This window comes from Chitinophaga sp. (assembly GCF_039596155.1).
Classification (GTDB): domain Bacteria; phylum Bacteroidota; class Bacteroidia; order Chitinophagales; family Chitinophagaceae; genus Chitinophaga.
This window is the reverse complement of the sequence record NZ_JBCNKF010000016.1, coordinates 64,536-89,192: the sequence shown is the minus strand read 5'-3', so window position 1 is coordinate 89,192 and position 24,657 is coordinate 64,536. Positions and strand designations below refer to the sequence as shown.

Sequence of the window (24,657 nt, the reverse complement as noted above, 5' to 3'; positions counted from 1 at the left end):
CTTGCGTAGATTTGGTTGATACATCTTTATGATATTGGTGTTTATGGCTAACCTTGAAACAACATGTACAATACAATCGGTCTTCTCAAACAATTTACTATACAATTTACCATAAAAACTGCACAGTTCAGCAGGGTTTGCTGCAAAATATTTAGATGTCAGGCGCAATTCATATACATAAAATATTTCACTATATATAAACCTGCCTCGTTATGCTGACACATGGAAACAGCCGGGGAAGCTTAGAGGCGATAAAACAACAATGCTTTTGCCTGGAGCAAAAGCATTGTCATTTAAATATACCTGTATTATATTATTTTCGACAACAGATCTGTCAGCCTGCTAACCGGTTCATTTTCCAGATTTCCAATCACTGCGATCAACTCATTTCTCCTCTCTCCATCTATTGTGTCCTTTCCTAATAAATGGAATTTGTTGACCACATCCTCCCATTCCAGCGGACGGGTATAAAACCCTTTATAATCTTCTTTCTTCTCCTCCACCACTTCTCCATTTTTCAAATGAATGGTGATCTTTGCCGGCATTTTTTCCGGATAAGGTGCCGTGTAGGGATCCAGTACCTCTGCCACTTTGCGGGGAGCCTTCAAAGGTAAACCGGTGTCGACAAACACCTGTTCCATCAATGCCTGCACATCAGGTCTCCTGATACGTTCGGGCAATAACTGCTCCGGTAATACTTCACCGTCCAGCATGGCTACTGCCAGCAGGTATGGCAGACTATGATCTGCCTGTTCTTTGGTCTGCACCAGCTTCCGGTCACCATATCTGCCCCCTCCTACTATGTTGTAGGCAGTCAGGAAGATGGTAGCATCTATCCGTTTCACATCCGCGGCTTTTATACCATGCTTACATTTCAGGTCCAGTAATGCTTCAATAGCTGATTGTGTATGTACCTCTGCGTTATAGCTCTTTAAAATACAATGTTCGATTCTTGAGAAGTCGCCCGGCGCACAGTTAAATTCAGGATCCATATCAAATTCGTCCTTAAACCCCATCGGCCCTTCAAAGTAGCTGACCGGCCCTGTGACACCTTCTTTTGCCAGCAGGCTTGTATTGGTACACCCCAATGCAACCAGCGAAGAAGCATATCCCTTCCATTCGTAGGTATAAGATGCACGGGTAGTGACAGTTGTATTAAAAGTGCTGGCATTGATCCCGATGGCATGTGCAGCCTGCTCCGGCGTCAATCCATACAGGGGAGCCAAAGCAGCTGTCAGCGACATGGCCAGCAGGGCAGTATGATCTATCCCTTTCGCCATCAGCGGCATCTGGTCAATAAGGGTGCATTCAACCTGATAACCAATAGCCATTGCCGTAAGAAAATCCCTGCCACTGGCATTTATCGCCTGGCAGGCGGCCAGGATTCCCCCTATATTATCACTGGGATGACAGGTTGCATGTTTTCCCAGGTAGTTGTCCATAAAGTCGGGATACCGTACCAATAATGTGTATAACTGTGCAGCCCGGTCCACACCTGTACTCCCCAATACAGGTACAACCAGTGGTCCACTGGCCTGTAAATTCCCGATCTGCCGAAATAATTTTGCCACCGTCGGCGCCTTTATTGAATACAACATCGAACCCACGGCATCCAACAAATGTTTCTTCAACTGCTCTATGCTGGCAGGTTTGATGTGTTCGTATGAAGAAAAAAAGGAGAACCGGGCGATCCGTTCGGTAATATTTAAAACTGACATAAGTGCCTTTTTGGGTGTGGAATCTAAATTTCCCTACCAATTAGCATGCCTATTGCTATGAAATCATTAAATAATAAATTACGCGATCACTATATATGAAATTATACAGCCACACCCAACATGTAATTTCCATATTTATACTGCGGAACAGCTAATAAACTCAACATTAAATACCTAAATATCAACAATGGGAACAGAAATAGCCAAACTACTTCAGAAAAAGCAGAAAAAGATCCTGGAAAACTGGATGACGACACAACTTTCCAACATTAGCCTCAGAGAAGACCTGATGAGTAATGATGAACTGAGAGAACAATCAGGAGAATTTTTAGACACACTTTTAAAGGTATTAAATGAAAAGAACCTTAGCAATGTTGAGTCTACTGACTTTGAACCTGTTCACGAATTGTTGGCCGGTGTATCACTCTCCCGTGCCAGGCAGGGTTTCACCCCTGCTGAAACCGGCATTTACATTTTTAGTTTAAAAGACGCCCTCATCACTTCCTTACAGACTGACATCAAGGATGACCCGGCTACATTACTGGATGCGGTGGTGAGGATCAGCAAACTAATGGACTACCTCTGTATCATTGCTTTCGAAACCTTCATCAAAGGCAGAGAAGAGGTCATTCTGCGTCAGACAGACGAGATTGCAGAAATTTCAACACCTGTGATCCGCGTATGGGACGGTATTCTTGCCCTGCCTATCATCGGTACCCTGGATAGTGCGCGCACGCAGGTTGTAATGGAAAGCCTGTTGCAGGAAATTGTGAATAGCGGTAGCACGATTGCTATCCTCGACATTTCGGGTGTAGCTGCTGTAGACTCGCTGGTAGCACAGCATCTGATCAAAACGGTCGCTGCTACCCGCCTGATGGGCGCCGAATGTATCATTAGTGGTATCCGCCCGGAAATCGCACAAACTGTTGTACACCTAGGTATCGACCTCTCTAATATAGTTACTAAAGCTAGTTTGGCGAGTGCATTAAAACATGCTTTCGGTATGCTGAAGCTTCAGGTAAAAAGAGTAGAAACCATTAAATCTGGATTATAATATATGGATCGTATTCCTATTCTGCGAATGGGTCGCCTGCTGCTGGTGACTATTCAGATAGATCTTTACGACAGGTTAGCAACCAATCTGGAGACTGACCTGGTACAAATGGTCAATAAAACAGAAGCCAAAGGTGTATTAATAGATATCTCCGCATTATCCATCGTCGATTCTTTTATGGGTCGTATTCTCGGCAACATTGGCTCCATGTCTAAAATCATGGACGCCGAAACCGTTGTTGTGGGTATGCAGCCCGCAGTCGCCATCACGCTCATAGAACTTGGTCTGGAACTCAAAGGCGTACACACGGCTTTGAATGTGGAAAAGGGTATGGAATTGCTGAAAGAAAAAATTGGCAATTATGATGAGGACTTAACCGACGAAGATGAAGATAGTACTCAATAAGGATCGCATGACCGTCGAAAGAGAGCAGGATGTGATTCTGTTCAGGAATCGGGTGAAAGAGTATGCCGTAAAAATTGGAATGAGTCTTGTAAACCAGACCAAGCTGATCACCGCAGCCAGTGAGCTGGTGCGCAATATGCTGAAATATGCAAATGGCGGTATTGTGGTCATTGAAGTACTCAGCCAGGGTAGAGATAGTGGTATCCGCCTGATCTTTACAGATAAAGGTCCGGGTATTAAAGATATCACGCTTGCCATGAAAGATGGCTACTCTACCGGCAAAAGCCTGGGAATTGGTCTTCCCGGCACCAGGCGACTGGTCAATGAATTTGATATAAAAAGTACGGTAGGCGAAGGCACAACTGTTTCAATTATTAAGTGGAAGAATGGATAATCACATACACCTGGCCCTCAACGCATCTGACAGAAGTTATTTTGCTATTTTAAAAAAAGAGATCCATGCTATGGCAATAGCTGGCGGCTTTTCCGGCAAGCGGATTGCGGAAATCGATATTATCGTGGCAGAAATAGTAACAAACCTTGTCAAACATGCAGGTGGCGGTCAGGTACTTGCTAAACTCATCGAAGAAAACGGTAAACAGGGAATAGAACTGATCAGCATTGACAATGGCCCTGGCATGACGGATGTGACCCGTATGGTGGCAGACGGTGTTTCCACTACAAATACGCTGGGAAACGGTCTTGGCGCTATGAAAAGGCTTTCAGACTTCTTTCAGATCTATTCACTGAAGAACTGGGGCACCGTGATCCTGATCAGGGTCTTTGATAAATTACCTGTCAAAGCATTTAAATCAGAAATCAGATCCGTTATCATCCCTAAACCGGGTGAAACAGCAAGCGGAGATGATTTCTTTTCTATTGTAAACAAAGAGCACATCAAATTATTCCTCGGAGATGGACTTGGTCATGGCCCGGAAGCCGCCAAAGCCATGCAGGTAGCCGGTGCAGCATTTATGGAATGCGGGTATACGGACCCTGTAGAGATCATCCGACATCTTAATGTAGCGGTAAAACGCACCAGGGGGCTGGTTGGTACTGTCGCAATATTTGATCTGGCCACTAAAAAATGGCGCATCTGCGGAGTGGGAAATATAATCACCAAAGTGCTTAGTGCTGGAAACAGTAAGAATTACCTGGCATATAATGGCATCATCGGTCTCAATGTACCCAATACACTCAATGCGCAGGAGATTCCCCACGAAGATGGCCAATACATCCTGATGAGCAGTGATGGTTTGAAAACAAGATGGGATACGGCAAAGTATACTTCTATCCTGCGGTACGATCTTTCTATATTATGTGCTTCACTTATAAAAGACTTTGCGCGCCTTACAGACGACATGTCTGTTATCGCCTGCAAAATAAATCTGTAAAATCATGCACGAACTTGCCCGGGTGACCCTTGAGAACGAAATGGATCTCATACTTGCGCATAAACGCTCCATGAAACTGGCAGAACTGGCCGGCCTCTCACTCTCTGCGCAAACAACGTTTGCGACGGCTGTTTCTGAGGTATCAAGAAATGCCATTGACAGCGGCAAAGGAGGATGCCTCATTCTCAGCGTAGAAAGTGACCTGCGGGAAAAATATATCGTTGCAGGTCTGAAGAATGAACTGCCCGATAAAGGCACCCCGCGGGAAGGCCTGGAACATGCTAAAAAACTCGTTAATAAGTATAAGGTATCTACAGATGGATCTATTCAACTGTTCTATACCATCTCTCCTGCTTTCCGTATAGACATACACAAGCTGGATGAATGGCGTAGCCTCTTCCGCAATGAACCCCCGATTTCTCCTTACGAGGAACTGAAAAGGAAGAATGAACAACTGCAGGAACTGTCTGAAAAAGTAAAGAAAAGTGAAGATCAGTACAGGGTACTTACTAACGCCCTTCCACTCATGATCTTTAGTCTCAACGAACAGGGACAACTGCACTACGCCAATGAATGGTTGCTGCAATATACTGGTCAGAACCTGCATAGCCTCAACAACAGCAGGTGGAAAAACGTCGTGCATGAAGAGGATTATGACGCCTTCAGCCTCCTGTTACTGAATGATATCACAAAAGGGGCTACGACTATCAGGATCCAGGCAAGAATAAAGAACAGGAATACCGAAGATTACCTGTGGCACCAGATCTCATTATCGCCCCTCGATACAGATAAGGAAGACGCCGGCTTTCGCATTGGTTACATGGTAGATATTCATGCACAGAAGACCGTAGAAGAAACGCTGAAAGATAACTACGAACTGAAAGAGGCAGAAAAGCAATTGAAAGAGAACCAGCGGACCCTGGAACAATATATTGAAGAACTGAACCGCAGTAACGAGGAACTACAGCAATTCGCGTTTGTAGCTTCACACGACCTGCAGGAGCCGGTAAGAAAACTGCTTTTCTACAGTGATTACCTGCTCAATAAATACCAGTCTTCCTTTGACGAAAAGAGCCTGCATTTCCTGAACAGTATACAGGGTGCCTCCCGCAGAATGCGCTCCCTGATCCAGGACCTACTACTCTTCTCACAGATCAACAAAGAGCAGATCCAGTTCCAGGAGGTAGACCTGAACGCAGTAGCGGCAGATGCCTGCCAGGACCTGGAAATTGCTATCGGGGAAAAGAAGGCGGCGGTACACATCCAGCAATTGCCAAAGCTATATTGCGATGAGCGCATGATGCGGCAACTCTTTGGCAATATCATCGGCAATTCATTGAAGTATAGTAAAGAAGCCCTGACACCGGAGGTTAATATCTCTTACAAACAGGAAAACGGGCATATCGAACTTGCATTCAGGGATAACGGAATAGGATTTGATGAGAAATACCTGCCCAAAATGTTCACCCTCTTCCAACGTTTACATACGCGACAGGCATATGAAGGTACGGGACTGGGGCTGGCCATCTGCAGGAAGATCGTAGAAATGCACCAGGGGAAAATCTGGGCAGCATCAGAGGAAGGGACAGGTGCAACTTTTTTTGTTTCTTTGCCGCAGAATCCGGTTATTTAATTGTTGAATTATGAATTACGGAAAAATCCTGGTAATTGACGATGACGCTGAAGATCTTGTAATTATCAGAGAAGCCATGGAAATGATGCATGCAGAAAATCTGATGCTCTTTGCTGAGAACGGCGAATCGGCCCTTCAACTGCTGGACACACGGTTCAGCGCGGAGCACAATGTTCCCTGCCTGATTGTACTGGATCTGAACATGCCTAAAATGAACGGCACCCAGACACTGGAAACGTTAAAGGCTGATGACCGCTTTAGAAATATCCCGGTGATCATTTATTCTACCTCTATCAATCCTTTTGAAAAAGCTAAATGTGTATCGCTGGGGGCACATGCTTATATTACCAAACCCGTATCTCTCAAAGAAAGCCTGGAAACAGCCCAGGTATTCCTCAATTTCTGCCAGGTAGATTGACTCCTGTCATTTCAATTGGGCGAAATACGGCGTCCATTAGGAGCACAGCATACGAAATAAATGGTCAGTAAACGTGGCTTAACGGGATGCATTCCATAGTTTTTCCAGTTGCGCAAATCCGTGAATAGCATTCGCAGGCATTCTTTTCCCTTTTTCTCCAAACACATACATCGCGACCGGTTGTTCAATCGTTATTTTATTTTCATCTGCGGCGGCGCGATCTAACCCCAGGTATTGCGCCATAAAATCATATACCGCTGCGCGCTTGTTTACGCCAAAATCATGGCCTTCTGCAGGCAGGTGTACATTTGATACTTTATTGGTCTGTTTATAATAACCATAAATCTTTTGCAAATACGGGAAATCATGTTCAGGCATCTTATCCGTCCAGTCCCCTCCGTCACTTACCAGCAACTGTGGCCGGGGAGCTGCCATGGCAGCTATTTCTACATTATCAGTACGATTGCCACAACTATGTACAGGCATACCACTTTCACAGGGGCAACCACCATAGAAATAAGAACTGATGGCCACCACAGGCGCACTTACTTTGATACGGTCATCTATCGCAGTCATTAACACGGTATGACTGCCGGCACCGGAACCTCCCGTAATACCTACCCTGGTGGTATCTGCATTGCGCAGCGATAATAAATAATCCAATATTCTGATCGTGCCGAGGGCCTGTATGCTCATGGCAAGGCTCCGGCGATGGTCTGCTTCTTCAAATTGTAACCGGGATTCCCCCCATGCAAAAAGATCGTAACTAAAAGCCATGGCACCCATCCTGGCAAGCGTAGCGCAACGGTACTGACAATCGGGTCTGTATCGCTGGTCTTTCCAGTGACCATCGGGGTTGAGGATCACAGGGATCCTCCCTCTACTTTTAGCAGGTGCGTACAGTGAACCGTTAATATATAAGCCTGGTAATATTTCTATGGCAATGTTGCGCACTGTGTATCCGTCAAATTTTCTCGCTGCAGTAATGATCGGTGAAGAAACAGGAGCCGGTGGCAAAGGTGACAATTGTAAGGCCTGGAGAATACAGGGTTTCAATCCCGCCTTTCGCTGTTCCCATTCCTGCTCATTATGGTATTGACTCGCAATCCTATCCAGTTCTGCCCAACCATCGGCTACTGACCAACGATAGTATTCAAAGGCGGAGAGGCGGTATTGCTTGTCTTTCTCCTTCCTTACTTTCAGGTCAAGTGGTGCCAGGACACGTTCCAGCGTTGCTTCTGCATCAGGACGATAACGCCAGTCAGCATAAGGCACATACTTCCCCGCTACTTCAGATTCAGTATACCGGATCTTGATACCAAAGCGCTGTTGAATATCCACCAGTACATCCTGTAATGGTTTCTTGTATTCGCTGTCAGCGTTTTGCTGCGCATAGGTACATTGCGCGAGCAATAAGCAAAAAAGCAATCTAATCATAGGGAAACATGAATAACGTGGTTACTGTACTGGAATTAAGTGTCAATCAAACAAATATATTTTATTTGTCTGATAAATCAAAAATAGCTAGCGGACTTTATGTCACAGGCACCAGTGCGGATGAGGGAAAATGAAGACTGGATGTAGTTATTGCTTATGCAACCGTATTACCTGCATGCTGAATCCATTCAGCGTTATACTATTTTTTGTAAATGCGGTTTCGACAGCCGCCGGTACTCCCCTATCCTCTTTCAGTAATGTCACCTGTGCTTTGGGCCGCAATGCTCCCAATGCCTTCAGGTTGATATTTACCTTCGCATCTGTTGCACCTGCGTTCACCAGTTTCAGGATTACATCTCCGGTTTTGCTGTCTTTCACTACAGAAGCAGCCAGTGTGGAGTCCTTCTTTCGGTCAAAAGATACAATATCACTGATATAGAAATCTCCCGAATTTGCAGAGAACAGCTGTTGTACATAATAATTCACCGTAGGATACACCCCTGTATTGTCAAAGTAGATCAGGTCCGGATTCCAGTTTGTATTCCCTTTCTTTGCCAGCAGTGGCGCGTAGGAAGCCATGTGTACGACATCGCCGTTCCTTTCAAGGCTGGTCATGTAGGCCGCTTCGGAGATCGCATTGATGAAATTATTTCCCCTGGATGCATATTCACCGATGTACACTTTCGTTTTTTTCCGGTCGTACTTATCATAGCGTGTATTATTCTTTAGGAACCATTGGGGGTCGTTATAATAATGTTCATCTACTACCGGTACTTTCAGTTTATTTACAATCTCCCATCCCTTCTCATAATCCTCTCCTTCCGAGAAAGGACCGGCTGTACCGATTACCTTCATTTCAGGATACTTTTCTTTCACGGCGTTATAGATCATGGTAAAGCGTTCTTCGAAACCCGGTGTTATTTTATCTTCGTTACCGATTCCGAGATATTCCAGGTGAAAGGGCTCCGGATGACCGGCAGCAGCACGTTTGGCACCCCATACAGAAGTGACGGGACCATTAGCATATTCTATCAGGTCCAGCACATCCTGTATATAAGCCGGCATGTCCTGCATAGGGATTCCTTTCTGTCCTGTGCCACCAATGACCCAGGTACCACCTGAGTTCTGGCAGCTCACGGCCGCGGCTAAGATCGGTACAGGTTTAGCTCCGATATCTTCGCAAAACTGGAAGTATTCAAAGTAACCCAATCCGACTGACTGATGATAGTTCCAGATGTTGCGCTGATCTACGCGCGCTTCCAGCGGACCAATCGTATTTTTCCAGTTGTAAATATTGGCCAGGCCATCTCCATGCACGAGACAGCCACCGGGAAAGCGCATAAATTTTGGATGCAGATCCGCAATGGCCTGACTGAGATCCGCTCTCATACCATTGGTACGGCCCTTGAATGTTTTCTTTGGAAACAATGAAACCTGGTCCAATGCCAGTTTACCAATGCCCTTTGCAATGATCACCAGGCAAGCGCTGTCATCACTTTTATCCGGTGTAATACTGGCTGCATATTTCTGCCAGTTCCGGTCGCTGATATCAAAAGTTGTTTCACCGTAAATGTCCCCTTTTCTGTTACGAAGACTCACCGTAACCGGCATGGCACTGCCAGCCAGTTGTTTTGCAAACAACGATACATCGTACTGCTCGCCTTGTTTGACAGGTATACCATTGAACCCGTAGTTTGTAATTCCAAGACCTTCCTGGCCGGCATCCTGGATATCTAAAACTACATAGTGTGTGTTGTTTTCATTGAGCGGCGATTTCGTTTCCACTGATATGTTTCCATATGCATATCCTCTGGGTGTATACTCCCATGCAGTCATCGGATTCCATCCTTTGTGATCCGATGCTGTGTACTCAAACGACCGGTTCTGGATAAGTTCTGCATACAAACCCCCATCAGCAGAATAGCTGATGTCTTCAAAGAAGATACCGAATAAGTCAGGGCTGATGGCCTTCTGGCGTTGGGCAAAGGTAGCCGTGGAATAAAGGGCGATGATAAATGTAAATAATGAACGTTGCATATAAATTGTAATCTACGTTAGTGTTAATATACAACTACGATTTAGTAAATGAGTATAAAATTCTTTAAATATAAATTTCTTTTTCCTCAAACACCGGCTAACGGCATCAGCAAATGATGGTCCTTATCTTGTTGTGATTAAAAAGAAAGGACATATTTTCATTGATTTATTTACTAATTTATTTAGTATTTTGTACTAAATTATTTAGCTTTGCATAAGTAGAATCGGGACCAATTTTTATGGCTCTTCTTTTCCCTCTTTGAAGAACGAATCAGGTACACCAGCAACGGTACGTCACCCGCCGGGGAATCTGCGAAAAGGACCAGTATTATAAACAGCAGCAGCACGTGAATTCAATAGCTCAGTAAATCATCCGCATATCAGAAACGCTTTCCGGGAAAAGCATCCCTGGCACCTGGGCCGTAAGTACCCCTCAGGCTGTGCTTAAGGAAAGCATGCCCAAAACACATGCTCAAAACATCTCAAAATAACCAGAAAATATACATCATCATGATCCGGTCAACATCTCAATAGTATCACCTGCTACATCATTCAGCTCGTTTCTGTGTCACATTCCTGCCAACGCAACCGGATGATCAGCTTGCATTGTTTCCAAACGACAAACCTGCACCTCCTCCATGCAGCAGCTATGCCGTCTCCTCACTTGTGTCAGTTAGGAGTACTCCGCTCCCTGGGAGTACCCCTAACTGCGCGGGTGGCTTGCTCACAGCGAACGGACGATTCATTTTTTTTTCGTGAAGTAGTCGATCGACAACTTTTTATTCTCCAAAATGTGACCATTTTTCACCCGGAATGTCTGAACTAAAAGTAATATTAAAAGAGCTCGGCGGAAAGATCAAAGCGATTCGTAAGCAGAAAAGAATGACCCAGCTGGATCTCGAAGTTTCTTCAGGTGTACATGCCGGAGATATTTCGAAAATAGAAAATGGCGTAAAAAATCCCGCTGCAACTACCCTCATCAAATTGGCATCCGCACTCGAAGTAGAGCTCAACGAATTTTATCCCATTAAGAGGAGTGAAAATTAATTGTCATGACGGCAACTACCAGAAGAGAAATAAAGGAATGTGCTGCAAAGACACCAGACGACATGTCATCGTCAGCAGTCCTGGGTTGATCACTATAAAAATACCTGCCCGGATCATCGCAAAAGATGTTCAGCATATGAACTTAGCCCATCACGAAGAACTTCACTATTTACCGGGTTCCTGAATCACTACCTAATATAGCACCATGGCTATATAGAAAGAACAACAGCGACCATTCACCCACATGCTGACAGTAAAAAGGTATATCAAAATTGTACTTTCAATATAATCATGATACGCCTTTTTTCATCTTGTTACTTTCGTGCGCCTAAAATTTTCTTAGTTTTTTTTGAACGCATCACTATTGAAAATTATTCAAATAAATGACCGCTCAATTATCACTACTGAAAAAAAGTTGGAAATTTTTATCGAAATATTCAAAAGGAGTATTAATTTTTCACCATGAAACGAAACACTTGTTCCCCCCGGCACCAAACAAAAAGACATTCATCTATTCATTTTCCTATAAATCAGTATCCCAAGTATGAATAGAAAACGCTCAAAGCAAATCCACCTGGAGCAGCCCGAAATGGGCATGAAGAAGGGGACCGATGAAATGTACGCAAATCCTTTTGCTGAATTATTCTGGATGGTTAACAACATCCCGGTTGAAGCAAGGGAGTTAATCTGTAAACAATGCGACTGGAGCGTTCCGACCTTCTACAGAAAGTTACGGTCCATTACCCGGCCACAAAGTACGGGAAAAGTAAGAGGCGTAAGCAGCGCTGAACTGGCCAGCATTAAAGCAATTTATGTGCGGGTATTTGAAGAGACATTAACTGGCCTCAAGGCTGTAGACATCACATCTTCAAAATAGCAAAGCTTACTAAACCTGAAGAAACTACGTACGCTCTTTCTGTAATACCGCTGTTGCAAAAGTAACAGCGGTATTTTTTATTACTTCAGATAAATGAGTATCTGCTGACCGATCACCTCTGTACCATTTGATGAATTTGCCAGCACTACCACTGCATTATGCGTAGCTGTGTCCGCTACCAGGTAGGAGCGAAAACCGCCTGTCATACCATTGTGCCAAATCCAGTCATCCTGCTGTTGTACATAGTTCCAGGCCAGGCCGATCTTTGTAGTGCCATCATTAAATGTCGGCTGGTGAGCCAATGTAATTGCCTGGTGAAGCGGATCTTTCCCCTCTTCCAGCTGCAACGTTGCATACTTCAACAGATCCGCAGCATCTGATCTGAGCATCCCTGCACTCTTCACACTGTTCATATCCCACATTTCAGCAGCGCGCAAGGTACCATCATATCCCTGTGCTGTTTTGCCGTATACGGCGATACCTGTATGCTTCATGCCCTGCGGGCCTGTGATGTATTTCGATACCAACGCAGCATAGTCCATGCCATAGATGCGTTCCAGTATCACGCCCAGCAATCCTACACCCAGGTTGCTGTAAGCATATACTTTTCCCGGCGTACTTACCAGGGTGGCTGTTTTCATATATCTAAACAGGTGTGCCTGGTCGTAGTGTTCGTATGGCTGTTCAGGTCTTGTCCAATCCAGATTGGAAGGTAATTTCGGAAATCCCGCCGTGTGATTGGCCAACTGCTTTAGCGTGATCCCTTTCAGCGCAGGATTTGCAGCAACCGAATCAGGCAGGAACTCTGTTATAGGCTGATCAAGGGTGACCTTTTTTTGTACAACCGCCAGCGCGAGTAACGTAGAAGTGAATGTTTTGGTAATAGAACCAATTTCATAGATCGTATGATTGTCGGGCAGGGTGTCTCCGCCCAGCCTGATAGTACCGTAATTATAAAAATAGTCCTGCCCGTTATATCGTATACCTGTACTCAGTCCCACGCTCCCGGAGAGCTGCATATAGGGCCTTACAGCTGCTTCTACAATAGTATCCAGGCGGGATTTTAAAGGGTTGTCAGAAAGAACTTTTGCGGGTTTTGTTGCTTTATTTGGATTATCAAACCAAAAGCCATCTATTTTCCCCCGGGCATCCAGGTGTGCATACAGCAACAGCGGTATTGTGCTGTTGACATGATATACGTTCATACCGTCCTTAGTTCCGGCAAACTGTAGGTCTTTGAAAGGCACCATAGGCTGAATGCCTGCATGGAAGGTCTTTTGCCATTTTTCGGGGGAATATTGTTTTCTCATGTCCTCGCCCAGAAATTGATAGGCACTATCTGGCCTGATCCCGTTCATGGCCTGTATGAACAGGCGGGTAATGCTGTCTGTCTGTTTTTCTGGCTGGGTTGTCTGTGCATATGCGGGCCGGACGAACAACAATACAACGAATAGGTAAAAAGGGGTGTGTCTCATATAGGCGTTTAAATTAGCTTCCCTAACTTAATAATATTTGCTGGAATATAAAAGACACACCCCTTGCTGAGCTATCAGTGCTCTTTACTTCACGAACCGTCTATATACCATTCCCTACCGGTACTGGCTGAAGTCCGTTGCTAAGGTCATTTCCTTATTGGCAGCAATTCCTTCCTGCAAAAGTTGTATTTTATAATTTGCATACTGCAAGGCATCAGATCCCATCAGCACACGTAAAGGAGGTTCACTCATCGTACCCAGCTGGATAATTGCCGCAGCTACTTTTTCAGGATCGCCGACCTGCGTACCCGGTACATCCTCCCGGTGCTTACGACGTTCTTCTTCCAGTATTTCATATGCCGCGATAGGATGTGCAGGATATGCAATAGAACCGCTGTTCAGGAAATTCGTACGTACATATCCAGGTTCTGCGATGGTCACATGTATACCAAATGGCTTTACTTCCTGTGCCAGGGCTTCACTGATTCCTTCTACAGCGAACTTGGTCCCGCAATACAGGCCCCATCCCCCACCGGAGATCAGTCCAAATACAGAAGACATGTTCAGGATATGACCTGATCCTGCAGCCCGCATATGAGGTAATACAGCACGGGTTACATTCAGCAGTCCAAATACATTCACGTCAAAAATGGTCCTTACTTCAGCATCAGCAGTTTCCTCTATACCTCCGATAAGGCCAAAACCCGCGTTGTTTACCAGATAATCAATCGCGTCGAATTGCCCGATCGCTTTACTGACCGCCTCTCCTACACTCGCTTCAGTCACCAGGTCCACCTGCAATGGCAGGAACCGGGATGTTTCATTGCCCACCGCCTCCCTGAGCGTATCCAGATTACGTGCGGTTGCCGCTACATTGTAGCCTGCAGCTAATAATTGTTTTACCAGGATCAGTCCAATACCTTGTGATGCACCGGTAACAAACCATGTTTTCCTTTGATTGTCCATTTGTTTTAAAATTTACGGTACAAAAGAACTAACATGGGGCTGAAGGGCTATTACTCAAACAACAGGGATTTTTGTGCGTTTCAAATTTTCCCTGAATTTGGATGGAGAAAGCTGTTCTTTCTTATTAAATAGCGCGGTAAAAGCAGCCTGTTCAGCAAAGCCCAATACATAACTGATGGTTCTGATATCCCAGTCCGTCTGCCTGAGTAATACTTTCGCTTCGTACAACAGTCTTTCCTGAATATGGTCCCGCACAGTTTTCCCTGTTTGGTTTTTGACCAGTGTATTGAGGTAATTGGGATGTACATGTAACTGTTCGGCAAACTCTGTCGCCGTCTTTATTTTCACCACATCATCCGGACGTTGCACCCGGAAGGTTTCTTCCAGCAGGGATAAGAAACCATGGATATAACGATAGTTTTCGGGCACTGCTACATCGGCCAGATTTTTCCCGGCACGTTGTGCTTCAAGCAGTATTAACTGCAAGTGTAGGAAAATGGCCTGTTGCTTGTCTTGATTATTCCCTTCCTCCTCTTCCAGTATCGCACTGAAGTATTGGTCTGTTTTCTCCGACTGTGCAGGTGACAGTTGTACCACCGCCTTCGCGGGCTGGAAGTAAGGATAACTTCTGAATAATTGCACGAGATGACTGGCCTCTCCAAAATAATCGGGGTGAATCAGGCAAAAATGACCTGCTGTTTCCGCTGATGTGGTTTGCCACGACATGATCTCGTCGGGGTGCAAAAATGAAATATCCCCCGGGTTCATATTATATTGATGCAGGCCAACGGTTAAGATACCTGTACCTGCGGTAATATGAAATATTTTGTAAAACTGCCTGCGGTTGGGGGAAATATAATCCTTTACCGGAGTGGTCTTCCGGTCTTTTATTGTAAAAAGACTTGCATCTACCGGGTAATTTTCAACATTCAGAAATGGTGCTTTGAAATTTACCTGTGTGAAAGTCGTTAACGCTAAACGAGGAATATCGGATTTTCCCATGAAGACAAAGGTACTGGTTACAACCTGTACTCATCTCCCAACCTGAAATAAAAAGCATCATCATCCTTCTTCTCCCTGACCAGGCGTTCAAATTCCTCTGCTGCCTTTCCGGCATCCCTGAATACTTTTTCCGTAGCAATACCCTGCGTGCCTTTTTGTCCGGATCTTGTTCTTATAATTTTATCCTCCAATGTAATTTCTAAAAAGCATGGCACCTTCTCGTCCTGATATTCAAAATACTGCATCATTTTAACCCGCGTGATTTTATCTTCTTATATTATATTTATACCCGCTTGTGTGTCCTCAAAAATAGTTATAGTGGGCAGCGAAAATGAAAATCTGGTATCTACAAATACTCTACATGGGTTAAAATATGCCAACTACAAACACCCTACAAAAACACATATGTCGCAGTTAATCAATAAGATATCCATATCCGTTATTGTTTTCATCCTGTTGGTGGTCATGTGTACCGCCCATACTCCCGCCGATTCTCTCAGCGCAGTACTAGCTCAAAAAAATATTACACCGGAACAAAAAGTGATGACCCTGAGCCTCCTGGCAAGGGCCAAATCCATTACAGAAAATAAGAATGCGATAGCGATCGGACTCCAGGCCGTACAGTTGAGCCGTGCCCTTCCAGACGCACAATACACCTCCATCGCATATGCCACTTTGGCACAGATCTATATCCAGCATAATGACCGCACACGGTGTGCCCAGGTAGTAGATAGCGCGGTATATTATGCAGAGAAAACAACTAGTCCCTTAGCAAAAGGGATCGCCTGGTACCGGAAATGCTGGATGGAAAATATTAAAGGAGAGGAAAAAGCGGCGTTGCTGAGCGGGCAACAGGCATTGAAGTACCTGGAAAAAGCGGGATCTGCTAATTATGAGTCAGCTGTGTATTATGTGATCGCCAGTATCTATGCGAACCAGGAGGACGGCCCCCTCCATAAAAAATACGGGCAGCTGGCATTACAGGCAGCACTCACTGGCAGGGACTATGATAATATACTATGTGCTTATCAGACAATGGGTACCTACTGGCAGTATCAGCATATGGCCCACCCGGACGACAGGATTTCCCTGGATTCGGCTATTTATTATAATAAGGTGGCATTGACCGCTTATTTAAATAATAAAGAGCGGATTATATTCCAAAGCACGGCGGCTATCATAGCCTTAAATCTTGCGGACATTTACGCACAGAATTTCCCCGCCACTTACAGGGATACAGTATTCAGGTACCTGGACTTCGCACAGAAGATTGGTATGGAAACACACCATATGGAAGTAATTTCCAATTGCTATGGGATGAAGAGCGACTATGAAGCGGCTGCCGGCCATTATGATCAGGCAGAAGAACTGTTACAGAAAGGGCTGGCGCTGGTAAATGCAGATAGTTCGAAAACGTTGGCGACCAGGATCCAGTTCATGTCGGCACTTGCTTCGCTGGCGGAAAAAAGGGGCAACTATAAAGATGCCCTGCACTACCAACAGCAGTTTACGACTTTGTATACGGAACTCTACAACCAGGAAAAGCTGAATATCACCAAGGAGCTGGAAGCGAAATACCAGGCGGAGAAAACGGCCACTGCGCTTAAAAACCTGCAGCAAACAGCCAGTCTGCACAAGAAACTGGGGTATTTATATATAGGACTCGCGCTGGCCCTGCTGACTGCCGCCATTTTCCTGTTCAGGTCCTATCACTTCCGGTTGAAACAGCTGGGTATGGAAACCCGCCTCAAAGATGAAGAAGCGATGCGACTCATAGCAGAGCAACAATTAATGCAGGAAAGACAGGAAAGACTACAGAAGGATCTGCTCGCCGGCACCCTGCAGGTGGAACAGAAGAATGCCCTGGTACAAACCCTGCAGAAAAAGATCGCGGAACATACCAGTAATAAATCAGTGCTTACCCAGATCAACAGGATCATCGATCATGATAAACGACTGGATGAATCGCTGGCGGAAGACAAAGCCGATTTTGAGCATGTGAGCCAGGAGGTATTTGACAAGCTGAAAGAACGGTCTGATAATACACTTTCAAGACTGGATCTGAAACATTGTGCATATATTTACATCGGACTGACGAATAAGGAAGTTTCCCAACGGCTCGGCATCGCACCCAAAAGTATCCTGATGGCGCGTTATCGCATCAAGTTAAAGCTGGGCCTCGGAAAAGAAGAAGAGTTGGACACTTACATCCGGTCCCTCTAGTAATGCCGTAAAAAACGAATTCAAATAGCTGCAAAAAGATCAGCGGGTTAAAAGTCAGGTACAGGATCCCTGCACCCTGATCTTGTTATCCCCTGCCCTCATTTGATAAGACTTTCCCTTCCAGATAAAGGTTCCTGAAGTTTTTGCCGGCAACTGCACCTCCATCGTCCATTGTCCTTCCTTGCATTCATAACTGACATGAACCTTCCCCAAAGGATGTGGTATCTCCCCACTCACGACTTTCATCGTACCTAAGTGTGGTTCAACTTTAATTTTAGAGAATCCTGGCGCATCACTGTCTATACCTAATACTGTCCGGAAGAATTCAATATTGGGACTGCTTCCCCATGCATGGCAATCGGAACGGGAATAACCCACATCAGAATATTCCGCCCAGGTAGTGAGGCCCATTGCAATATTCTCTTTCCAGATACCTAACCAGTTGATATAATCATCTCCCAGACCGGCTTTCACCAATGCCTGGTGGAGATAATATTTGAAATAAATAGAGCACTGGGTAAGCGTGGTATCCATCAGTAATTTTTTCCCTAATGCTGGTAGCTCCTCTTTATTCACCACCCCTGTAAGGATAGCGAGGGAATTTGCATGTTGAGAAAAATGATCTTTCTCTTTTGTATCTGCGAATAAGCCTTTGCTGGCATCCCAGTATTTCTTTTTGATAGTCGCTGTGAGTTGTGCGATTTTCCGGTTGTACGATGGATCGGGAGCCATTTGTGCGGCCCATTGGTACGCCCATAATAATTGCATGTCTACAATAGCAGCGCTACCATCACTTCCCTTGGGAGGAGCGCCTGCAACCCAGTCCCTGCCGGCAGCCCAGTCAACAAAATTCCAGTAAGGTGTGTTAGCGAGTGACCCATCTGACTGCTGGTATCTGGCAAAGAAATCAAGGATACCTTTTACACCCGGCAATTTTCCCTTAATAAATTCATTGTCGTGCCTGTACATATAGAAGTCGTGCAGCATACCGATATACCACAACGAAAAGGTAGAGATCACCTGTGCTGTATGACTGGGATAGCGGCTCAGGGTCACCCCTTCGGGTAGACGGGATTGATCCATCAGGTCCAGTGCACGGCGGGCAAGCCGGTCATCTCCACTATAATAATAGGAAACCAACGCCTGTATACGGGTATCTCCAATGTATTGCAACTGCTCATAGAACGGGCAGTCTGTATAAGTTTCATAAGCATTGAGCCGGGCCGTACGCCAGCCGATGTCAAGTATTTTTGGAATGGTGGTGTCTGTTGAATTAAAGACAGCTGTCTGCTTAAATGGATAACCGGTGAAGGTACCGTAAAGGCTATCGATTACGAAAGGCGTCTCCTTTGTATGTACAGTGAGCCGGAGATACCGGAAGGTGCGGAAGTTTAAAGGGGTAAAAGTCTGGTCCTTACACCCGTTACTGGTCAGACTATCCTTCACACCAAAGAAGTCTTTTCCAACTACCTCATTTCTATTGCTTTTGTGAGTGCCATAAGGTGCCTGATGATCATAAAGCGCCTCGGCATAACCAAGCGCAATCCCTGCATCTTTTCCACCACTGAAATAAATAGTAGGGTATGCATTGGTTTCGAAGGTCTGATCGAGCAGAATGGTCGTTGTTGTATGAGGGGGAATGGTGGCAGGGAGCGAGGGGCCTTGGCGAACAACTGTGATGGGCTGGTAAGTCAGCTCCCTGGCAGGGATGGTACTGGGTACCAACATATAGCCAAATCCGTCTCCCGCTCCTTTCAGATTTCCCTGGAACAGGATGCCCGCCGGCGGCCAGGTGCTGTCATCAAGGGTGGTGGACGCCCAGTTGGGTATCGTTTTATTCATATCAACCATCTCTCCGTTCGTCGCGGCAAAGAAGCCCCAGAGTGGAGAAAAAGCTTTGTCCTGCACACATTTCCAGCTGTCGTTGGTATTTAACAGGTCTTCAGCAGGGGTATTACCTTGTATAATAAAGGCGGTTCTCAGGGTCATCTGCCATTCGGGACGGAACGCTGCTTCATTCCATACGATGGCAGCGATACTGTTTCTTCCTTTTGTAAGGTAGGGTGCCAGGTTGATGGTTTCATAGTTCCAGTTGTAAAAATCTCCTTTGGCAGGACCAATAGAAACGAGCTGACCGTTCACGTACAACTTGTACCGGTTATCTGCGGATACGTGAACAATGAAATTTTGCGGCTTCTCAGGTAGTTCAATGGCCTTTCTGAAATAGTATACGCCGTAATCCGTGCCATTGTCAAAAGGCGCATTCAACCCTATCCACCGGGCATTCCAGGGGCGGGTGTGCTGACTGAAACAAAGCTGACTGCAGAGTACGGAAAAATAAAATAAGGTATAAAGTAACTTCATAACGGAAATTTTGCTAAACCAATTTAGCAATAATTTACGGACTGGGTGTCCTGGTCTTTCATAGTGTTGTCTCTTTATCGGGATGAATCCACAGGAATAACTGGAGCAGCAGGCACCTTTGTGGCGATTCAGGTTTATAACTATGGTGGATGGGCATTGTCCACCACATTCATGATATTGCTGTCCATGTTGGCTATTGTCAATGTTTTCAGGGTAAAAAGGTAGCCTTGTAACGGGTCCGATCTCCTTTATAGAAAAAGCGGCCATACCATTGGCTATCCGCTTTTTCTCCCTTTGGACCAGAAAAATGCAATACCATTTGAGTACTTTTGCCGATTCAACCTGAAATAGGCGTCATGGATAAAGCTACTACTATAAAAGCCGTTTTTTTTGATATTGATGGTACCCTCTTTAGTTCTGCTACAAGATGTATCCCGGAATCAGCTATACGGGCCATCGCACGGCTCCGGGAACGGGGGATCAGGATCTTTATTGCTACCGGAAGGTCCATCAATGCAATTAGTCATGTTCAGCACCTGGATTTTGATGGGTATATCACATTTAACGGCGGATGTTGTGTAGCGAAAGATAAAAGTGTATTGTTTAAACAGGCGTTAGATCCCCGGGATATTCAGCAACTGCTGAATTATACCAGTCATCAGCCCATGAACTTCTCCCTCATGTACGAAGATTGTCATTTTGTGAACCAGGCTACCCAGGAAATCATTGATATGTATGCTTATCTGAATTTGCCCGTGCCGCCATTGGTAGATAGGGTGAACCCGGATATTTGTAATATCCTGCAGGCAAATATCCTGCTCAGACCGGAAGATGAGCTGGAATTTATGCGCAAGATCATGCCCAATAGTACTGCCACCCGGTGGGCACCGCACTCAGCTGATATCAACCCGAAGGGGATCAGTAAAAAGGTGGGGGTTGAGATTTTTTGCGAATATTTTGGATTTCATGTATCAGAGACCATGTCTTTTGGTGATGGCGGGAATGACATAGAAATGTTGAAGCACACCGCCATCGGGGTTGCCATGGGCAATGCACCAGATGAAGTGAAGGCTGTAGCAGATTATGTAACAGATGATATTGATAATGATGGCGTGTGGAATGCGCTGACTTACTTCGGTATATAGTTATTTTTCATTCATGTAGCAGCTCTGCCCCTATCCGGCTTTACTACCATAAAAGGCCGTTCCTTTTCAAAGATCAAATTTCCCGGTTTTTACTACTGCTTAGCTATATAGCTGCGATAGTTCAGCTATACCTCTTTAACGACATCAAATGAGTACTAATACATCACCAAAAGGTCACCTGTATATCGATTGGATATTGAGGTGACCTTTTGGTGTACTTCTGGTGCCCTTTAAATATCGTTTTGGTTATATAGATGAGATATAGTCCGACTGTACCCGGGACGATGTAGAATGGTACCCGGAGCGGTGGCCATTACTGCAGGGCGAGCTATTTTACCGATGAGCCATTCAGACAAGTTAATTGAGCCATCCGGAGAATATTTATGTAGTTCTTTTGTGTAATTTTATACAATGAGGCATCCGACTGAAGTACTACCCGGCGTTATCTTTTACTCCCATCTCACATCCAAACGAAAGGAAATAGCAGCATTCCTGGCGCATAATACGCTTATAATGATGGTGTCCGGGCAGCTCACCTTCGAGACCGCCAGTCAGCAATTTTCAATACAGAAAGGCGATATACTGCTGGTGAGCAAAAACCAGGTAGCTCAACTCATCAAAACACCTTCCAGTGAAGGGGTCTATGAAACGATCGTCATTACGCTACATGAAGAATTGCTCAGAACCATTGCATTGGAAGAGCAAATTGACGTCCGGGAAAAATACACGGGGTCTCCATACGTGCTTATCCCGCCCAATGATTTTATGCAGGGATATTTTCAGTCGGTACTTCCGTATGTGCGCAACCCTGAAGGGAAAATAGCGGCTTCTATGGGAATGTTGAAAGTGAGAGAGGCTGTCACCCTGCTATTGCATGCGGTACCTGCGCTCAATAATTTATTATTCGATTTTTCGGCGTCCAGCAAAATCGATCTTAAGAAATTTATGCTGCGTAATTATCACCTGAATATACCCGTTGAAAAATTCGCCCAGTTGACAGGCAGAAGTCTGGCTGCATTTAAGCGTGATTTCAAAAAAACATTTGATGCCGCACCCAGACAATGGTTGCTGGAAAAAAGGTTGCTCGAAGCCCGGCACCTGATAGAAAAAAAGCGAAGAAAGCCTTCCGCTATCTACCTGGATCTGGGGTTTGAAAGCCTTTCACATTTCTCCCGTACATTCAAACAACAATTTGGCAAAGCCCCCTCTGAATTAGTCTAATTATAATTATTGTATTTTAGTGGCATGAAAAAGCAGTCGGTCGTAAACACCACAGCATTTTGTAAGACCAGGATACTGGCTATCAAGGATGCGATGGAGATCTTATCAGGGAAATGGAAATTCCATATTCTAGGTACCCTCATTGAGGGTAATAAACTGCGCTTTATGGACCTGCTCAGAGAAGTAGAAGGAATTGCCCCCAAAATGCTCTCGAAGGAACTACAGGACATGGAAATGAACAAGCTGATCATCCGTACTGTGTGCAACACAAAGCCGGTTACGGTAGAATATGAAATCTCCGAATATGGAAAAACCATTCGCCCTATCATTGATGAAATTGCCAACTGGAGCATTGCCTACCGCACTTCGCTGTTGAATAAATAGAGCGCGCCATTTTTAGTGTTCAATACTGTTAGCTCATTATCTCCGACTAATGTAGTGAGTTGTTGTGCTGCCTGCTGAAGGGTTGTCTCGCTAAGTTCAGCATATTCACGCAGGGTCAGGGTCGGATATTTTGTAAAGAGGCTTTTCCAGTCATTGGCATAAGTAGCCTTACATACCTGCGGAAATACCTTTCGAATACCGGCTTCAAAATCCGCATATGGTTTAAAACCATATACTCTTTCGGTGTTACTAATGATAATTGTCGGGAACCCTCTCACTCTCATCTTCCGGGCCAGCATCAGGTCTTCATTAAACAGGTCCTTTGCCTTTCCTTCGTAGTCTGTTTTGAGCTGTACAACGTCCAGCCCCGCCTGTAAACCGGCATGTTCCATATGCTCCCATCTGGTAATATTCTTCTGCTGCAGGAACACCATTTCACGCAGGATACGTAGGAAAGTAACGGCCCTTGTTTTGTCTTGCAACTGTGCAGCTTTGAAAGCAATGGAAGGAGGATAAGAGGAAGCCAGTGGATCAGTGAGCCAGATATCGCCATCTATGGGCATTTTATAATACCGGCTGACTTCATCCCAGTGGTGCGCTACATCAGCAGGTTTGCTGATACCACCACTGTTATAACTCCAGTCGGGCAATAAGCCACCCATATGATATTCTATTTCCACTTCGCTGCCATATTCCAGTTTTAATTTTCTTAACTGTGGCTCAATGCCCCAGCAGGAAGAGCAGATAGGATCTGTAAAGTAGATGATCTTAAGCTGTCTCTCTTTAGATGCGACAGGCTGGAAATCACCTCCCGTTGGTATTTCGCATATTCCGGTAACAGGATCGCATAGCAGCGGATTTGCATTGTTCATCGTTGGCGTTTTTGTTTGTCCCTGGCATTCCAGCACTATTACAGCGAGTATAGCACCCACTAAAAATCTGAAAGTCATTGTGATCAATTAATTCCCGGCAAACTTAACAAACGCTCAAAGTTTCGCTACTATGCATTCCCTTTATGTAACTAGTTCCCTCAAGGTAAGTACCTGTCCTTATGCATTGAAACACAATGCTTCTATCACATCCAGCACACCTGCTTCATTATTATCTTTTGCTGTGACAAAGTTGGCCGTCTCCAGGATCTTCGGATGTGCATTCTTCATCGCATAACTATATTTAGCGGCTTTCATCATTTCATAGTCATTCATGAAATCGCCAAATGCCAGCGTTTCCTCCGGACTGATGTTATTCAATTGCTGCAGCACCTGCAATGCTTCTCCTTTATTGGCGTCTTTGCGGGTTACATCTACCCAGAACGCACCACCAAGGGTCACTTTTAACCTGTCGGCAAATGGTTGGTAGTGCGGATAGGCGTGGTGTTCAGCACCGGGCAGATCGAGCACGGACATCTTCAGAACAGGATCTTCTACTTTTGTGAGATCTTCTACGATCCTGATATTCTTCTGGAAGACCAGCACCCGGTCAAGCAGCACCTTATCTTCTGTTTCCAGGTACCAGAAATCCTTGCCACAAAGCACCGGATAAGTGTCAGCGATCGCACGGGAAGTATTCACCAGTGCGGCAATTTCTTCAGGAGGTAGTGGTTTAGATAAGATCTCTCTCTTATCGTACATGATAAAGCTACCATTGTCTGATATGGCATATACATGTCCGAGTAAGGGCTTGAAATTTTCAGTGATGCTGAAATGTGGTCTGCCAGTGGCAATACCCAGCTTCACTCCTTTCTTTAACAGTCGGGTGGCTATGTCCCAAAAACGCGGTGGTACTTCGTGGTTATCGTTCAGTAAGGTACCGTCGAGATCTGTTACTACTAATTTAATCATGGGGCGAAGTTACTAT

At 45.1% G+C, this 24,657-nt stretch carries 22 protein-coding genes; 12 read left to right on the top strand and 10 right to left on the bottom strand.

Annotated features, from left to right (window positions below; translation table 11 throughout):
- Nucleotides 1-308: 308 nt before the first annotated feature.
- On the bottom strand, nucleotides 309-1,718 hold the full coding sequence (locus ABDW33_RS16575) for an MmgE/PrpD family protein (RefSeq protein ID WP_343691193.1): 1,410 nt from the start codon (nucleotides 1,716-1,718) through the stop codon (nucleotides 309-311).
- Between the two features lie 187 nt (nucleotides 1,719-1,905).
- Between ABDW33_RS16575 and ABDW33_RS16570 the strand changes: the two genes are divergently transcribed.
- Genes ABDW33_RS16570 through ABDW33_RS16545 form a run of 6 tightly spaced genes read left to right on the top strand, consistent with a single transcriptional unit; the run spans nucleotide 1,906 to nucleotide 6,622 of the window.
- Nucleotides 1,906-2,772: an STAS domain-containing protein gene (locus ABDW33_RS16570; RefSeq protein ID WP_343691192.1), complete on the top strand. Its 867-nt coding sequence runs from the start codon at nucleotides 1,906-1,908 to the stop codon at nucleotides 2,770-2,772.
- A 3-nt stretch (nucleotides 2,773-2,775) separates the two neighbouring features.
- Complete coding sequence (locus ABDW33_RS16565) at nucleotides 2,776-3,177, top strand: STAS domain-containing protein (RefSeq protein ID WP_343691191.1); 402 nt, start codon at nucleotides 2,776-2,778, stop codon at nucleotides 3,175-3,177.
- Entirely contained in the window at nucleotides 3,158-3,571 is a 414-nt protein-coding gene (locus tag ABDW33_RS16560; protein ID WP_343691190.1) for an anti-sigma regulatory factor, read from the top strand. The genes ABDW33_RS16565 and ABDW33_RS16560 overlap by 20 nt, the downstream gene beginning before the upstream one ends.
- Nucleotides 3,564-4,571 (top strand): ATP-binding SpoIIE family protein phosphatase, encoded by a 1,008-nt coding sequence (locus tag ABDW33_RS16555; RefSeq protein WP_343691189.1) that lies wholly within the window; start codon nucleotides 3,564-3,566, stop codon nucleotides 4,569-4,571. The genes ABDW33_RS16560 and ABDW33_RS16555 overlap by 8 nt, the downstream gene beginning before the upstream one ends.
- 4 nt (nucleotides 4,572-4,575) lie before the next feature.
- Complete coding sequence (locus ABDW33_RS16550; protein ID WP_343691188.1) at nucleotides 4,576-6,204, top strand: ATP-binding protein; 1,629 nt, start codon at nucleotides 4,576-4,578, stop codon at nucleotides 6,202-6,204.
- A 10-nt stretch (nucleotides 6,205-6,214) separates the two neighbouring features.
- The gene (locus tag ABDW33_RS16545) at nucleotides 6,215-6,622 is read left to right on the top strand and encodes a response regulator (RefSeq protein WP_343691187.1); all 408 of its coding nucleotides are present in this window, start codon (nucleotides 6,215-6,217) and stop codon (nucleotides 6,620-6,622) included.
- 78 nt (nucleotides 6,623-6,700) lie between these two features.
- Here the strand turns inward: ABDW33_RS16545 and ABDW33_RS16540 are convergent, their stop codons facing one another.
- Nucleotides 6,701-8,059, bottom strand: coding sequence for an acetylxylan esterase (locus ABDW33_RS16540; protein WP_343691186.1), 1,359 nt, complete (start codon nucleotides 8,057-8,059; stop codon nucleotides 6,701-6,703).
- A 147-nt stretch (nucleotides 8,060-8,206) separates the two neighbouring features.
- Nucleotides 8,207-10,096: an alpha-L-arabinofuranosidase C-terminal domain-containing protein gene (locus ABDW33_RS16535; RefSeq protein WP_343691185.1), complete on the bottom strand. Its 1,890-nt coding sequence runs from the start codon at nucleotides 10,094-10,096 to the stop codon at nucleotides 8,207-8,209.
- An 813-nt stretch (nucleotides 10,097-10,909) separates the two neighbouring features.
- On the opposite strand from ABDW33_RS16535, the gene ABDW33_RS16530 reads away from it, so the two are divergent.
- Nucleotides 10,910-11,143 carry a helix-turn-helix transcriptional regulator gene (locus tag ABDW33_RS16530; RefSeq protein ID WP_343691184.1) on the top strand — a complete coding sequence of 78 codons (234 nt, stop codon included), beginning with the start codon at nucleotides 10,910-10,912 and terminating at the stop codon, nucleotides 11,141-11,143.
- 544 nt (nucleotides 11,144-11,687) lie between these two features.
- Nucleotides 11,688-12,020, top strand: coding sequence for a hypothetical protein (locus ABDW33_RS16525; protein WP_343691183.1), 333 nt, complete (start codon nucleotides 11,688-11,690; stop codon nucleotides 12,018-12,020).
- Between the two features lie 80 nt (nucleotides 12,021-12,100).
- Here the strand turns inward: ABDW33_RS16525 and ABDW33_RS16520 are convergent, their stop codons facing one another.
- The 4 genes from ABDW33_RS16520 to ABDW33_RS16505 form a co-directional block, all read right to left on the bottom strand.
- The gene (locus ABDW33_RS16520) at nucleotides 12,101-13,495 is read right to left on the bottom strand and encodes a serine hydrolase (protein WP_343691182.1); all 1,395 of its coding nucleotides are present in this window, start codon (nucleotides 13,493-13,495) and stop codon (nucleotides 12,101-12,103) included.
- A 114-nt stretch (nucleotides 13,496-13,609) separates the two neighbouring features.
- The gene (locus ABDW33_RS16515) at nucleotides 13,610-14,461 is read right to left on the bottom strand and encodes an SDR family NAD(P)-dependent oxidoreductase (protein ID WP_343691181.1); all 852 of its coding nucleotides are present in this window, start codon (nucleotides 14,459-14,461) and stop codon (nucleotides 13,610-13,612) included.
- Nucleotides 14,462-14,515: 54 nt separating this feature from the next.
- Nucleotides 14,516-15,463 carry an AraC family transcriptional regulator gene (locus tag ABDW33_RS16510; protein WP_343691180.1) on the bottom strand — a complete coding sequence of 316 codons (948 nt, stop codon included), beginning with the start codon at nucleotides 15,461-15,463 and terminating at the stop codon, nucleotides 14,516-14,518.
- A gap of 17 nt (nucleotides 15,464-15,480) precedes the next feature.
- Nucleotides 15,481-15,711 carry a WGR domain-containing protein gene (locus tag ABDW33_RS16505; protein WP_343691179.1) on the bottom strand — a complete coding sequence of 77 codons (231 nt, stop codon included), beginning with the start codon at nucleotides 15,709-15,711 and terminating at the stop codon, nucleotides 15,481-15,483.
- A gap of 157 nt (nucleotides 15,712-15,868) precedes the next feature.
- Here ABDW33_RS16505 and ABDW33_RS16500 point away from each other — a divergent pair, with 157 nt between their 5' ends.
- On the top strand, nucleotides 15,869-17,686 hold the full coding sequence (locus ABDW33_RS16500; protein WP_343691178.1) for a hypothetical protein: 1,818 nt from the start codon (nucleotides 15,869-15,871) through the stop codon (nucleotides 17,684-17,686).
- Nucleotides 17,687-17,740: 54 nt separating this feature from the next.
- Here the strand turns inward: ABDW33_RS16500 and ABDW33_RS16495 are convergent, their stop codons facing one another.
- Nucleotides 17,741-20,050 carry an alpha-L-rhamnosidase C-terminal domain-containing protein gene (locus ABDW33_RS16495; RefSeq protein ID WP_343691177.1) on the bottom strand — a complete coding sequence of 770 codons (2,310 nt, stop codon included), beginning with the start codon at nucleotides 20,048-20,050 and terminating at the stop codon, nucleotides 17,741-17,743.
- A gap of 356 nt (nucleotides 20,051-20,406) precedes the next feature.
- Here ABDW33_RS16495 and ABDW33_RS16490 point away from each other — a divergent pair, with 356 nt between their 5' ends.
- From ABDW33_RS16490 to ABDW33_RS16480, 3 genes are all read left to right on the top strand, one after another.
- Nucleotides 20,407-21,195: a Cof-type HAD-IIB family hydrolase gene (locus ABDW33_RS16490; protein WP_343691176.1), complete on the top strand. Its 789-nt coding sequence runs from the start codon at nucleotides 20,407-20,409 to the stop codon at nucleotides 21,193-21,195.
- Nucleotides 21,196-21,606: 411 nt separating this feature from the next.
- On the top strand, nucleotides 21,607-22,416 hold the full coding sequence (locus ABDW33_RS16485; protein WP_343691175.1) for an AraC family transcriptional regulator: 810 nt from the start codon (nucleotides 21,607-21,609) through the stop codon (nucleotides 22,414-22,416).
- A 24-nt stretch (nucleotides 22,417-22,440) separates the two neighbouring features.
- On the top strand, nucleotides 22,441-22,800 hold the full coding sequence (locus tag ABDW33_RS16480) for a helix-turn-helix domain-containing protein (RefSeq protein ID WP_343691174.1): 360 nt from the start codon (nucleotides 22,441-22,443) through the stop codon (nucleotides 22,798-22,800).
- On the opposite strand, the gene ABDW33_RS16475 is transcribed toward ABDW33_RS16480, so the two are convergent.
- On the bottom strand, nucleotides 22,773-23,750 hold the full coding sequence (locus tag ABDW33_RS16475) for a ClpXP adapter SpxH family protein (RefSeq protein WP_343691173.1): 978 nt from the start codon (nucleotides 23,748-23,750) through the stop codon (nucleotides 22,773-22,775). The genes ABDW33_RS16480 and ABDW33_RS16475 overlap by 28 nt on opposite strands.
- A gap of 99 nt (nucleotides 23,751-23,849) precedes the next feature.
- Nucleotides 23,850-24,641 (bottom strand): HAD family hydrolase, encoded by a 792-nt coding sequence (locus tag ABDW33_RS16470; RefSeq protein ID WP_343691172.1) that lies wholly within the window; start codon nucleotides 24,639-24,641, stop codon nucleotides 23,850-23,852.
- Nucleotides 24,642-24,657 lie beyond the last annotated feature (16 nt).

What these genes read in the sequence shown, in the direction of transcription:
- ABDW33_RS16485 (WP_343691175.1), top strand. Translation starts at nt 21,607, where the DNA reads ATGAGGCATCCGACTGAAGTACTACCCGGCGTTATCTTTTACTCCCAT.
- ABDW33_RS16470 (WP_343691172.1), bottom strand. Translation starts at nt 24,641, where the DNA reads ATGATTAAATTAGTAGTAACAGATCTCGACGGTACCTTACTGAACGAT.
- ABDW33_RS16495 (WP_343691177.1), bottom strand. Translation starts at nt 20,050, where the DNA reads ATGAAGTTACTTTATACCTTATTTTATTTTTCCGTACTCTGCAGTCAG.
- ABDW33_RS16475 (WP_343691173.1), bottom strand. Translation starts at nt 23,750, where the DNA reads ATGACTTTCAGATTTTTAGTGGGTGCTATACTCGCTGTAATAGTGCTG.
- ABDW33_RS16480 (WP_343691174.1), top strand. Translation starts at nt 22,441, where the DNA reads ATGAAAAAGCAGTCGGTCGTAAACACCACAGCATTTTGTAAGACCAGG.
- ABDW33_RS16520 (WP_343691182.1), bottom strand. Translation starts at nt 13,495, where the DNA reads ATGAGACACACCCCTTTTTACCTATTCGTTGTATTGTTGTTCGTCCGG.
- ABDW33_RS16505 (WP_343691179.1), bottom strand. Translation starts at nt 15,711, where the DNA reads ATGATGCAGTATTTTGAATATCAGGACGAGAAGGTGCCATGCTTTTTA.
- ABDW33_RS16560 (WP_343691190.1), top strand. Translation starts at nt 3,158, where the DNA reads ATGAAGATAGTACTCAATAAGGATCGCATGACCGTCGAAAGAGAGCAG.
- ABDW33_RS16535 (WP_343691185.1), bottom strand. Translation starts at nt 10,096, where the DNA reads ATGCAACGTTCATTATTTACATTTATCATCGCCCTTTATTCCACGGCT.
- ABDW33_RS16530 (WP_343691184.1), top strand. Translation starts at nt 10,910, where the DNA reads ATGTCTGAACTAAAAGTAATATTAAAAGAGCTCGGCGGAAAGATCAAA.
- ABDW33_RS16565 (WP_343691191.1), top strand. Translation starts at nt 2,776, where the DNA reads ATGGATCGTATTCCTATTCTGCGAATGGGTCGCCTGCTGCTGGTGACT.
- ABDW33_RS16490 (WP_343691176.1), top strand. Translation starts at nt 20,407, where the DNA reads ATGGATAAAGCTACTACTATAAAAGCCGTTTTTTTTGATATTGATGGT.
- ABDW33_RS16510 (WP_343691180.1), bottom strand. Translation starts at nt 15,463, where the DNA reads ATGGGAAAATCCGATATTCCTCGTTTAGCGTTAACGACTTTCACACAG.
- ABDW33_RS16515 (WP_343691181.1), bottom strand. Translation starts at nt 14,461, where the DNA reads ATGGACAATCAAAGGAAAACATGGTTTGTTACCGGTGCATCACAAGGT.
- ABDW33_RS16575 (WP_343691193.1), bottom strand. Translation starts at nt 1,718, where the DNA reads ATGTCAGTTTTAAATATTACCGAACGGATCGCCCGGTTCTCCTTTTTT.
- ABDW33_RS16555 (WP_343691189.1), top strand. Translation starts at nt 3,564, where the DNA reads ATGGATAATCACATACACCTGGCCCTCAACGCATCTGACAGAAGTTAT.
- ABDW33_RS16570 (WP_343691192.1), top strand. Translation starts at nt 1,906, where the DNA reads ATGGGAACAGAAATAGCCAAACTACTTCAGAAAAAGCAGAAAAAGATC.
- ABDW33_RS16500 (WP_343691178.1), top strand. Translation starts at nt 15,869, where the DNA reads ATGTCGCAGTTAATCAATAAGATATCCATATCCGTTATTGTTTTCATC.
- ABDW33_RS16540 (WP_343691186.1), bottom strand. Translation starts at nt 8,059, where the DNA reads ATGATTAGATTGCTTTTTTGCTTATTGCTCGCGCAATGTACCTATGCG.
- ABDW33_RS16545 (WP_343691187.1), top strand. Translation starts at nt 6,215, where the DNA reads ATGAATTACGGAAAAATCCTGGTAATTGACGATGACGCTGAAGATCTT.
- ABDW33_RS16525 (WP_343691183.1), top strand. Translation starts at nt 11,688, where the DNA reads ATGAATAGAAAACGCTCAAAGCAAATCCACCTGGAGCAGCCCGAAATG.
- ABDW33_RS16550 (WP_343691188.1), top strand. Translation starts at nt 4,576, where the DNA reads ATGCACGAACTTGCCCGGGTGACCCTTGAGAACGAAATGGATCTCATA.